General features: G+C 38.7%; 11 protein-coding genes and 1 riboswitch. Of the genes, 8 read left to right on the plus strand and 3 right to left on the minus strand.

Annotated features, from left to right (window positions below; genetic code table 11):
* Positions 1 to 2 precede the first annotated feature (2 nt).
* The 4 genes from KO561_RS03190 (at position 3) to KO561_RS03205 (ending at position 3801) form a co-directional block, all read left to right on the plus strand.
* Positions 3 to 617, plus strand: coding sequence for a DUF4166 domain-containing protein (locus KO561_RS03190; RefSeq protein WP_231095709.1), 615 nt, complete (start codon positions 3 to 5; stop codon positions 615 to 617).
* On the plus strand, positions 589 to 2163 hold the full coding sequence (locus tag KO561_RS03195; protein ID WP_231095710.1) for a YndJ family protein: 1575 nt from the start codon (positions 589 to 591) through the stop codon (positions 2161 to 2163). The genes KO561_RS03190 and KO561_RS03195 overlap by 29 nt, the downstream gene beginning before the upstream one ends.
* A gap of 60 nt (positions 2164 to 2223) precedes the next feature.
* Positions 2224 to 2454: an excisionase family DNA-binding protein gene (locus tag KO561_RS03200; RefSeq protein WP_231095711.1), complete on the plus strand. Its 231-nt coding sequence runs from the start codon at positions 2224 to 2226 to the stop codon at positions 2452 to 2454.
* A 96-nt stretch (positions 2455 to 2550) separates the two neighbouring features.
* Positions 2551 to 2634, plus strand: a riboswitch (cyclic di-GMP riboswitch).
* Positions 2635 to 2688: 54 nt separating this feature from the next.
* Complete coding sequence (locus KO561_RS03205) at positions 2689 to 3801, plus strand: GGDEF domain-containing protein (protein WP_231095712.1); 1113 nt, start codon at positions 2689 to 2691, stop codon at positions 3799 to 3801.
* A gap of 47 nt (positions 3802 to 3848) precedes the next feature.
* Here the strand turns inward: KO561_RS03205 and KO561_RS03210 are convergent, their stop codons facing one another.
* On the minus strand, positions 3849 to 5213 hold the full coding sequence (locus KO561_RS03210) for an aldehyde dehydrogenase (protein WP_231095713.1): 1365 nt from the start codon (positions 5211 to 5213) through the stop codon (positions 3849 to 3851).
* Positions 5214 to 5371: 158 nt separating this feature from the next.
* Here KO561_RS03210 and KO561_RS03215 point away from each other — a divergent pair, with 158 nt between their 5' ends.
* The 3 genes from KO561_RS03215 (at position 5372) to KO561_RS03225 (ending at position 7762) form a co-directional block, all read left to right on the plus strand.
* Positions 5372 to 6907 carry a DUF4179 domain-containing protein gene (locus tag KO561_RS03215; protein WP_231095714.1) on the plus strand — a complete coding sequence of 512 codons (1536 nt, stop codon included), beginning with the start codon at positions 5372 to 5374 and terminating at the stop codon, positions 6905 to 6907.
* A 25-nt stretch (positions 6908 to 6932) separates the two neighbouring features.
* Complete coding sequence (locus tag KO561_RS03220; RefSeq protein WP_231095715.1) at positions 6933 to 7340, plus strand: RDD family protein; 408 nt, start codon at positions 6933 to 6935, stop codon at positions 7338 to 7340.
* A gap of 260 nt (positions 7341 to 7600) precedes the next feature.
* On the plus strand, positions 7601 to 7762 hold the full coding sequence (locus tag KO561_RS03225) for a hypothetical protein (protein ID WP_231095716.1): 162 nt from the start codon (positions 7601 to 7603) through the stop codon (positions 7760 to 7762).
* 38 nt (positions 7763 to 7800) lie between these two features.
* On the opposite strand, the gene KO561_RS03230 is transcribed toward KO561_RS03225, so the two are convergent.
* Together KO561_RS03230 and KO561_RS03235 are read right to left on the minus strand one after the other, a co-directional pair.
* Positions 7801 to 10851 carry an efflux RND transporter permease subunit gene (locus KO561_RS03230; protein ID WP_231095717.1) on the minus strand — a complete coding sequence of 1017 codons (3051 nt, stop codon included), beginning with the start codon at positions 10849 to 10851 and terminating at the stop codon, positions 7801 to 7803.
* A gap of 300 nt (positions 10852 to 11151) precedes the next feature.
* A complete protein-coding gene (locus tag KO561_RS03235) occupies positions 11152 to 11502 on the minus strand; it encodes a helix-turn-helix domain-containing protein (RefSeq protein ID WP_231095718.1) in 351 nt (116 codons plus the stop codon).
* Positions 11503 to 11797: 295 nt separating this feature from the next.
* On the opposite strand from KO561_RS03235, the gene sda reads away from it, so the two are divergent.
* A complete protein-coding gene (gene sda, locus KO561_RS03240) occupies positions 11798 to 11920 on the plus strand; it encodes a sporulation histidine kinase inhibitor Sda (RefSeq protein ID WP_231095719.1) in 123 nt (40 codons plus the stop codon).
* Positions 11921 to 12143: the final 223 nt, after the last annotated feature.

A 12143-nucleotide genomic window follows, 5' to 3' on the forward strand; every position in this document is an offset into this window, starting at 1 on the left:
ACATGTCTATATACCGTGATGTAATGGGGGAGGCTTTTCATAGACTACATCCCATGCTTCAAAAAAGATATTGTTTTACAACGGACTCCACCTTCGTTGCAAAGGGGACGATGCATGTCATTACAGGTGGGCCAAGATGGCTAGCCCCACTTTTTTGGCTTGCGGCGAAGCGAAAGCTTTTATTCCCAGAACGAGGCTGTAACGTTCCGTTTATAATCACAAACCGTACTAACGAAAAGCAGGTTCATTGGGAACGTGCCTTCTATTTTCCTGGCAGGACTCGTTATTTTAATGCTGTGATGCGTTTAGATTCGGAGAGATGTGTTATCGAAGATTACCTGGGTGAGTCTGCTGTTGTCTATTCGGACTTAGTTTTTGTGGTGTCTGATAGGGGTTCTATTACGATCTCTTCCCAAAATCAGCGCCTGTTAATCGGGAAAAAGGAGATTCCATTGCCTAAAATGTTTCAAGGGATTGCTACGGTAAAAGAGGGCTATGACGATGAAAAAGGTGTGTACACGATTAATGTTTCGGTAAGAAATCCAATCATTGGACGTGTTTTTGCTTATGAAGGGGAGTTTGTTCAACATGAAAATAAGAACAGTCGCAATCTGTAATCTTTTCCTTGTTTTCATTCTAATCTTTTTCGGAGCGCATCCATGGTATTACGTGTTATTAACACTGGCTCAGCTTGTGTATGTGCCCATTGTTCTACATATGCTTCTGGAGAAACAAGGAGGAAAGCATCCTTGGATTGTTCGCTTGATGATGGTGGCATCCCTTTCTGTATTTGTTTTACAACTAACGGATGAAACGAATTGGGATGGCTTATTAGCAGCAATCTATCTTTTGTTTACGGTTGTCGTTGGTGTGACGGGGATAAAGCGATTTTTACAGCGTGGTTTTATTGATTTGGAAGAGTTCATGATGGAGGTAGGGATGGTTCACCTCGCAGTGGGCGGAGCATGGTTTTTAGCGTATGAGTTAAACTTAGATGTAGGTTTTTCTCCAATCATTACGTGGTTAACCGCCATCCATTTTCACTATGCAGGGTTTCTCTTTCCAGTTTTTATCGGATTTATCGGTCGGATCCAAAAATCAAGGATGTACGCCTTTTTTGCTGTAACTGCTTGTTTGGCACCATGGATAGTAGCAATAGGAATAACTTTTTCAAGACTGCTAGAGGTTGTTTCTGTACTTGTCTATATCGTGGGTATCTACGGATGTATTTATCTAGTCATTCAAACACCTTTCCCGAAATCTATACAGAAGGTAGTCATCCCAACTTCCTTTATAGCATTAGGAGTGAGTATTCTATTTTCTCTTCTGTATGCAGTAGGAAATTTAACAGGTTTCTTTACTGTAAGTATTTCGTTTATGCTGCTGTTTCATGGAGGCATGAATGGGTTACTGTATGCAGGATTAGGGGTGCTCGGTTGGTATCTTCACACACCAGCTCCAAAAGAGCATGACTGGGACTTTCCTATCAGTCAGATAAGAGGCTGGAAAAATAAACGAAAGCTGGAAGAATCGACTCAAACAGTGAGAGGGCTAGTAGATAACATGGATATCTATGAATTGGCATCACTGGATTCTATGGTTCGAAGATTTTATGAACAAACGTTTGATTATCAATTAACAGCACGTGTGTATTGGCGGCGTTGGTTTCTTCCGTTTGCCTTTCTTTATAAGTTTGTCAGCAGATTTGTCCAACAGATTAACCTGCCCATTTCGTCTAACGAAGTAGAAATGACAGGATCTATTGTAAAGGTAGATGATTCGGAAGACGGAAGACAATCCGTTCGGGCGTGGATTCGTAAAGTGAAAAACCAAACCGCTTTCGTCGCGCTCTATTCTTTTCATAAAACGAAGGAAGAGACGTATATGAATATTGCCTTGCCGTTGCCATTTTCAACAATGATTGGTATTTTGAAGCTAAATGTCGAAGATAAGCATCTTCAATTGTCTAGCAATGGAAGGGGAAATTCTGAAGCAGGGATTTATTTGGGTCTAGGGAAAAATGTGATGAAATTACCGTTACAAGAACATTTTCTCGTTTCTTCTGTTGGGGAGAGGTACTTAAAAGCAACACATCGCATGACTATTTTCTCCCTACCGTTTCTAACAATTGAGTATAAAATCAAGCTTAAGGATTCTCTGTGATTAAATCATAAGAAGACTGGTCATAACTATTAAAAACAGGATTAAAAGGGTGAAGGAACCATGTATCTGACAGTTAAAGAGACAGCAGATTATTTGCAGCTTTCGGAATCTAAAATTGAAGCACTCATTCATCACAATAAGATTCGCGCCATCCATGATGGACAGGAATTTTTAATCAACAAGGAACAGTTTGAATCTCATCTTGAACAGGTAGAGAAATTACATAAAATGATGCAGGAATATTTACAGGAGCCAATTCCAGAAAGTATCGATGTGAAAGATGAAGATTAAAAGAAAAAATTTTCAAAATAATGATTAATTTGCAGGGTAATAGGACTTTATATCTAGGTATGAATAGTCTATAATAGACATATAATCTAATAATCTAAAGCGAAAAGGCAAACCCACTGAAAAGCGGGGACGCAAAACCACGGGTCTAAGGCACTATGCTAAGATTGCCGGGTTACCGAAGTTTTTATGGTGGTATTCGTTTTGGATGTCACTTTTTTTATGGGGGAAAAACCAATGATTGGGCAAATAGTAAATTTAGATAAAAAGCCTTTAGTTCGAGAAATTTTGAATACGCTTTGGATGATTGTTGGTTTATACGTCCTGATGACCTCCTTAAATATGATTTTTACTTCACAGGATACTGGACTATTCTTTCAAAAAGTGGTGTTATCCCCAACTATTGAACTGATTTTAACAGTACTCGTATTAGAATTGGTTACCTATAAAGAAGTCGAATATGTGGATTATATTCTTATTACGGGAATGAACGTAATCGCTTGTATTATCATGTTAGCGATTTACGATAAGCCGATGACGACATTTATACTCATATTTCCGATTCTCTTATCTTTATTTTTTTATAAAATGCGCCTTTTAATTTATTCGGTAGTAATCGCTTTTATTTCTGTTGTATTCGTGTACTTGTTTTCCTACCAAAAATATGTAGAACTTTCTGCTTCCGATTTCATTTTGACCTTTGCATTGTTAATTGGAACGGCTTTTATTATCAGTCGATTTATGCAGCATAACTTCCAAGTACGGAATAAACTGATGGAAATTATGGAAGAGAAACAGGAATTGACGTTGAAAAACGTTCACATGGAGCGACTAAATCGGATTGATCCCGTTACAGAGCTGTACAATCACCGTTCGTTTCACGAACACTTGGATTCGATTTTCCGAATAGAGAATCCGGAGCAATTAGAGGTGCATGTAGCGGTTTTAGATATTGATAATTTTAAATCCGTAAATGATCGCTTCGGCCACCTCGCTGGAGATCGAGTGATTGCGATTGTTGCGAGACAAATTCATCAACATTTATCTGCAGATGATTTTCCTTCCCGATATGGGGGAGAAGAATTCTCCATCGTAAGCATCGGAAAGACCACGATGGAATTCTATCAGCAAGTGGAAGAAATAAGAGTAAACCTATCGCAAGTCCATCATAAAGAATTGAATGGAGAGCAGGTTACGATAAGTATCGGTGTGCAAAAATTAGAAGCAGGAATGGATAAAGAAGCTTTATTCAGCGCTGCAGATGCTTCATTATACATGGCTAAGGGAACAGGTAAGAATAATACGGTAGTCAATCGAGGAAACTTTTGGCCAGAATCTGCGACAAACTAAACATAAAACAAACCCGTAGCACTCGAGATGCTACGGGTTCTTTCGTATCATTTTAAAAATCGCTTTAATAGCTTCAATCCATGTTTCGTATTCGGATAGCGAAATGGAATATCGAAGCTCGTCGTCTGTTTTAAAATGCTTTTTTTATGGGAGAATGTCTCAAAGCTCGCTTTCCCATGATAAGAACCGGTCCCACTACTGCCAATACCGCCAAACGGTAGATAGGGGGATGCAAAATGGTAAATCGTATCATTTACACAACCACCGCCAAAGGAAACTCTTTCAAGGATATCCTTTTCAACATGTGAGTTCTCCGTAAACAAGTATAAAGCCAATGGATTTGGTGAATGTTCAATCCCTTGATGAACTTCCTCTAAATCATTGTATTCTAATATAGGAAGGATTGGCCCGAATATCTCTTCGTGCATGATGGGATGATTCCAGTTAATGTCCGTTAAAATGGTAGGCTCTATAATACGTTGTTGCTCATCATGCTCCCCACCCAATTTCTTATTTCCATCTTCTAAGAACGCCACGAGACGATTAAAGTGACGTTTGGATACAATCTTAGTAAAGCGATCCGTTTCAAGTGCATCTTTATATAGATGAACAATAGCATTTTCCAGTTCTTGAAGAAAGGCATTTTTTATTGTGTGATGAACATAGACATAATCAGGGGCAATACAAGTTTGACCGGCATTTACAAACTTCCCCCAGGCTACTCGTTTTGCTGCAAGTTTTAAGTGAGCATCCTCATGAATAATACAAGGACTCTTTCCACCAAGCTCTAGCGTGATAGGGGTAAGCTGTTTGGCTGCCGCCTCCATAATGATTTTTCCAACCGAAACACTTCCCGTAAAAAAGATATAATCAAACTTTTGTTGTAATAGCTGCTTGCTTACTTCCGCATCACCTTGCAAGACGGTTATATAAGAATCGGGAAAAATCTCTTCAATAATACGTTGAATGACTTCCGATGTTTTCAGTGTTAGCTCAGACGGTTTGACAACCGCACAATTGCCAGCAGCTATAGCTCCAATGAGTGGTGCTATAGCTAATTGGAATGGGTAGTTCCATGGTGCGATGATAAGGGAAACTCCATAGGGACTTGGGTGCATATAACTTTTAGATCCTATATGTGTAAGAGGCGTTTTTACTTTTTTTGGTTTGATCCATGTTTTCAAGTGTTTCATGATAAAACGGATTTCCTCTAATAGGATACCAATTTCAGAAGAGTAGGCTTCAAAGGGAGACTTGTTTAAATCATGGTGAAGAGCATCTATGATTGCTTGTTCATTAAGTTTAATGGCATCCTTTAAAGCTTTCAGCGCTTTCATGCGATACGCATATTCTAACGTAGTTCCCGTTCGAAAAAAGGCTTTTTGCGTATCCACTGTTTTCTTTATATTCATGACAAGTTTGTCTCCTAACATTGAGATAGACTAATTGTACTGAATTTTTCGAGGAATAGAAAGAAAAGATTAATGTTGGAAAATTAAAGGAAATTTCAAAATTTTGTAGAAAAAACATATATAAGAACGAATCGACGACCGAGAAAAGAAGGTGAAGTATGAACTGTAGAAAATATCAGGCGCAATTACCTAAGTATATGAAGGGAAAGCTTTCTTTAGCTAAAAAGGAAAGGCTAGAGGCTCATCTTCATACATGTCCGACTTGCACGAATATTTATGAAAGAATGAAAAATAAGCCAGCTAAGAAAAAAATCGAATGGTCCACCAAAAATAATGGAATCATAGCAGCGTCCTTTGTACTTATTGCGATTGTTTTATTTGCTACAGGTTCCTTCCAGAAAATAAATACTTGGTGGGATGGATTTAGGATGGCTGATGATCAAAGCTTAGAAGATCTGCAGCAGTTCGGTGTCGGGAACAATGTGAACTTAGAAGCAGTTAGCAATGGCATAAAGGTGAGAATCACGCATGTAGTAGCGGACGACATCCAAACCTATATCTATTACGAGGTGGAGGATTTAGAAAATGAGAAAAGATGGGCGATTAGCGATCGTCACCCTCCTACCGTTGATGCGGAATTTGGTATGTTAGATTATACACAAGGAAATGGAGGGAGTTATGTCTTCTCAACCATGGTAAATAGAGAAGAAAGTGATGATCCATCTGTCTTTAAAGGTCGCTTGGGCGTCGTCCCCCTTGATAAAGATTATACAAAAGGGGAAATCCAGTTAAAGATTACACAACTCACAGAGGTAATTCCCCCACCAAAAGAAGAGGGAATGGGATATAGCATGTATGGCATGTACAACTTTACCGGAGATAAAACCTTTCAAGGAGAATGGGAATTCACCGTACCGATAGAAAAACAAGAGGTGAAGGAACAAGAGATTAATTTAGATACGACAGTGGCCGGACACGATATTCATATTACCAAGCTGACAATCGCTCCTACCGTCACAATTCTACATTATGAATATGAGATGGAGCCCCCAAGTGAAGAAAATGGATTTGTAATGCAGGGTGGGAAGTTCTTTCATTTTGAGAATTTAAAAACCGACGAGCAAGTCTATGAACCGGAGTTTGGAAGTCTACGAATTAATAATGTTTTTGGTTCTGGAACGGCTTACGTTATGAAGGAAGAATATCCGTTTGAATCGATGTATTTTTCACCTCCAAATAAAGTGGAGGCAAAAGTTCGGATGATTCAGGAGACAATATCGATAAATGAAACATTTCCAATCGATCCGAATAAAAAGGAACCGCAGGAATTTCCTTTTCTAGGGTCCACGATATCTGTTCAGGACATCGAGCTAGGAACACCAACCACGCTTACGGTTCAAACAGAATACACGAAAGAACGTATTTTTGAAGATATTAATTTTGAGGTGCTTACGGAACCTGAACCTACTTCGATGGAAATAGGGCAACATGAAAACGTAATCTTAGATCAAGAAGGAAAGGTTTATGAAGATGGAGAGCCTATTCACTCAGACGCACTAGTTCGTTATCTACCTATTGAACAACAGATGAAAATTGAAGCGAGTGGTGGTGAGATTGCGAAGCCTACAAGCATACAAATTCATAGTTATACGAAAACAAGTTTCCCGAAAGAGCCTATTCAGATCCAGTGGTAGGTAACGATGGTTAAGGAGGGGAATTATGGTAGACAGACCTGTAGGATTTGGGAGCAGATTCCTAGCTGGTTTAATGGATGGTCTTCTAATTGGAATCCCAATTAGTTTAATCGGATCTTTAATAACCGGTGAACAAGATAATTGGATTACGACTATTTTAGAATCTATATATTATTTACTTGTACCTGTTTTATGGGTAGGCTATACAGTTGGCAAACGAATTATGGGTATAAGAATCGTAAAGTTGAACGAAGAAAAACTAGGAATTGGAACAATGATTCTTCGTTATTTTGTATCTGGGATTATCTACGCTTTGACCTTAGGAATTGCTCTTATTGTTAGTGCATTTATGGTCGGTTTAAGGGATGACAGAAGAGCTATCCACGACATGATCGCAGGAACCTATGTAACGTTTGCTAAACCAGAAGCGTAGAATGATAACCGGGTGGTGCCAAAAACCACCCGGTTTTTGTATATAAAATTTTTGCAAGGAGAAACTCGACGTAGTAAAAATTTTTTCGGAATTAAGTATAAGTGCAACTTGGGCCCATCCAGTACCTAAAGGATTGCTTAGCCAAGTTTTCCTTATGGAATGGTGTGAAATGATTGTAAAGTGTTGGGAGTGAAAGGGAATTTGCTTTCCACTTCGAGAAATTGATATCATCTTGGTATGCAAATGTAGGAGGTTATTTTTTGAAAAGCAAGCTAACCGTTATCTTTATCCTCTTAAGCGTTGTGGTTCAGACTTTAGGTTTGTTTCTAAAGTTTCCATACAAAGGGCTACTCGTTTGGGGCTCTTCCTTTGTTTTTCTCTTGTTTGCCGCGTACTTTACTAAATACTTGCCAAATGATTAAACCCACCTTCTGAAACAGTTCAAAAGGTGGGTTGATTGTTAAATTGCCAAGTGTTTTTTCGTTTCTTCTTGTGGTTCTATGTTATCTTTTTTCGCACTTTTTCTTTTTCTAGACAGTAGTTTATAAACTGCTGGAACGAGGAGCAATGTGATGAATGTTGCAAATAGTAATCCAGAAATAATCGCGGTTGCCATTGGTGCTTGATAATTTCCAGCACTTCCAGAAGCGATAGCTAACGGTAGCATCCCACCAACTGTCGTTAAGGTTGTCATAAAGATTGGACGTAGTCGATTTTGTCCAGCCTCTAATAAAGCCTCTTCTACAGAGTAGCCCTCCTGACGCAGTTGATTGGTACGGTCTATTAACAGAATCGCATTGTTTAAGACAATTCCGATTAACATGACGACACCCATTCCTGACATCAAGCTTAAATCCTGGTTCGTAATAAACAAGCCAAGGATTACACCAACAACGGTTACTGGAATCACAGACATTACGATTAATGGGTGAACCAAATGGTTGAATTGAACAGCCATGACGAGATAGACAAGGAATATGGCAATTCCTAATATCATTAGCATTTCTTGAATTAATTCTTGTTGCTGTTCAATATCTCCTGCAGCCTCAATGTCATAGCCATTTGGTGTTTCATAGTCCTCGATAAGTTTTTGTACATCTCGGTTTATGGCGCCCAAATCTCGATCTTTGATATCCGCCGAGATGGTAACGAATCTTTCCCCACCGGAATGACTGATTTCGTTCGGAGTTTGTACGTTCGTAAAGCTTACAAACGACGATAAGGCTTTCATCCCATCCTCAGTTGGAATTTCCATGTCAAGTAATGCATCTCTATTTTCAGTTTGAGATTCTTTATTCCAAGTGACCTTTAAAGGGACTTCTTCCTCTTCGATTGTTAGTTCTCCAATTTCTGTGGCTAAGAATGATTGTTGAATCAATTGCTTTATCTGGCCTGGACTTACCCTAGCATTTTGCAATGCTTCATCATTTAGGACAATTTCTTGTTGGCTAGATGTATGCTGCATGGAGTGTTGTACTTCCACAATTCCATCTATTTTAGCCATTTCATCACTAAACTCGTTCGACAAGGCTTGTAGATCTCCAAACTCTTCCCCTTTTACGGTTAGTTGAACAGGGTACCCACCACCACTAGACATAGAGCCTTGAACACTATTCACAGGATAATCTTCTTTTAAATCACGTAACGATTCATAGATTTCCTCGTTTACGTCTTCTTGTTCTCTCGTAATATCTTCGCCTTTTGTCATGTTAATGATCGCATATAACGAATTTCCATTATCCATCATGTAATCAGTCTCAACATCTTGGATATTGTCCAATTTCTCGTGCATCTGATTAATTAACTCTTCTTTTTGTGTTTCGGAGAGACCCGGCTCTACTTGAATGAGTATTTCATTATAACGGTTGTACATATCCGGCATGATTGTCATCGGAATCTTCGGAACAAGGAAGATGGACCCTACAAATAAGAGTACAAACATCGTAATGACGACAAAACTATTACGTTTCTTTTTCACAACCCATGCTGTTAAACGACTGTATCCTCGTAATAGAGGACCACGCTTACTAGTCGCTTTTGGTTTTCTTAACTTTAAAAACTTCTCTGATAAAGAAGGAATTAACGTAAAGGAAATGATCACAGAGCTAATGAGCGTTAGGGCTACAACAGTTGACAGCATAAGCATCATTTGTCCCATGTCTCCGCCGAGCAAACCAATTGGTAAAAACACCACGATTGTTGTTAACATCGAAGCTAATACCGCACCAGCTACTTCTTTTACACCAGAAATAACGGCTTCAAAGGCTGGCATTCCTTGTTCTTTCTTCCGATAGATAGCTTCCAGTATTACAATAGAGGAGTCTACCATCATTCCAATTCCTAAACCTAATCCAATTAACGTTAGAATATTTAAGCTATAGTCGAACAGGGTCATAGCTGCAAAGGTTAATAATACGGAAGTTGGTATTGATATTCCGACGATCAGGGTTGCTCGTACGTTGCGAAGGAATAGCAATAAGATGACAATGGCGATAATACCACCAATAATGATATTACTCGTTACGCCATCAATGGATTCTTGAACATAGTCAGCTTGTGAGACAATTTCATTAAGCTCGAATCCGTTAACTAATCCATCATCTTTGATGTTTTTGATTTCAGCCCGAACCGCTTCTGCCATTTCAATTTGTGTAACATCTGCTGTACGCCCAATTTGTAGGAAAATAAAATCCTTTGTCCCATTCTTCCAAACGAAAGAAGAGCTTTCAAGTGGTTGAAGGGTAATATCTGCGACTCTATCTAATGAGATGATTCCAGTCGGACTAGCAATCTCGATATCTTTTATGTCTTCTACTTCCGTAATCTGGCTATTCCATCTTAAGGTAGAACTTTCTCCGTCCTCTGTAAATTGCCCTAGCGTTGCTTCACTGTTCATTTCTTGGATCATGCCTATAACTTGGGAGACATCTAATTGTGCTTTTTGAATCTCTTCCCGATCAAAGGCAACTTCCACTTCATTTTCTAATGTCCCGGAAAGAGAAACATCGCGAACTTCTGGTAATGCTTCTAATCTCGGTTCAAGAGTTTCCTTCGCAAAAGTCGTCATTTCTTCCATGTTACTTCCGGAAACGTCCATAAAGAATTCATAGCTCTGGGTGGCCCCATACTGTCCTGCATCGATTTGTTCAATCCCACTCATTTCAGCAGTAGAACTGTTTACGACCGTTTCGACTTCTTTGAATACCTCATCTCCACGACCTTCTTCAATGGTCACATCTAAAGAAACGCGTCCTATTGAAGTGGTGGATTGAACCTCTTCGACTCCATCAATGCTTTGAATATCTGTTTCGAGTGGGGTGGTAATCGTTCGTTCTACTTCCGAGGCAGACATGTCCGATGCGGTAATGTCCACATATCCACCATCCATTTTCACAGCTGGCATTAATTCTTTGTCTAAGTTTAAAATCGCATATCCACCCAATAAAACAATTAAAAATACAGACAACCCTACTAGAATTTTTCTTTTTACGATAAACGATAATAGCTTCATGTTCTCCTCCTATAAAATGTACTTTCATTTTCTCTATGTAAGGACTTGATGTTTGTCTGGCTGGTAAGGGGTCTACAGACGTTGTCCTCAGGAGGACGTTTTTAGTCTGTAATCCACATTAGAACCCCGAGCTTTTGTTCTTTGGTTGATCACCCATTTGTATCTTATCCTGTTAGGAAAATACGGAGAATGTTCCTGAGACGTAATTTTAATAAGACTTAAGACCTAGAGCATGCGAAAAAGCCTGGATTCTAGAATCCAGGCTTTTTCGATGGATGAGAAGTGGATCATGAAAATGGTTCAATTGGCTTTGTCACGCCATTCTAGTAGAACTTGAATAATTTTCACAATCACTTCTTGATCTTCATCCGTAACATCATATAACAAAGTTTTGAGTTGTAAAATAACCTCATCTTTCTTGTCACCATTTGTTTCGGTGAATCGAAAAAATTGTTCAAGGCTTACTCCTAAACCGTTCGTTACTTTTTCAAGGGTTTCAATCGTGGCGTTTTTTTCGCCCCGCTCTAACTGTCCAATATAGGTAGGATGTAAGGAAGATATATTTGCTAAATCCTCTTGGCTTAGATTTCGTTCTTTTCGTAAGGTACGAAGCCTTTCACCAATTATGCTAATTAAAGCTTTATTCGGCATCTCTTTTTTCTCACCTCAAATAGAATATACCCTCATTTCGCAAAGAATCAACACACTATAAATATTAAATAAATGCTGTTGAAATACTATGAATAGTAATGTACTATTTACGTATATGCCCTATGTAACATTTCAAGAGGACTATTCCGTGAATGAGGGCAATTCTGCACATAAATAATAGAATCATAGTTAGGTAGATAATCTTTGACCTGAACCATGTGTGAATAACTCGACCTTTCCTACTTACTTAATACGTGCAGGAAAGGCTTTATTTGTTAACAAAGGATGGATACGTATGTTTGAAAGTCTTACAGATGAAAAGTTAGTCGATGCCTATAAGAAGGCAATAGAGCTTAAACTAAATGATGAGTTTATTTGTTTATTGCATAAAGCAATAGTAGAAAGAGGAATAGAGTAATTACTTTTAAAAGAAGGGATGAAGGAACGTGCCATTCGTCCCATAGATTTTTGTTAAACACAGACGATTCTTAGATCGTTCCCTCAATAGTTAGTCATCCCAATACTTCTCCGGTTCAATACCCCTTCGACGTAGTTCAACTTCCAATTTCTGCACTAATTCATTATCGGTCTCTAAAGTAAGTGCCATGATGTATAACTCCACCAACAATGTGTCATTCAAA

The organism is Radiobacillus kanasensis, from assembly GCF_021049245.1.
Classification (GTDB): Bacteria; Bacillota; Bacilli; order Bacillales; family Amphibacillaceae; genus Radiobacillus; species Radiobacillus kanasensis.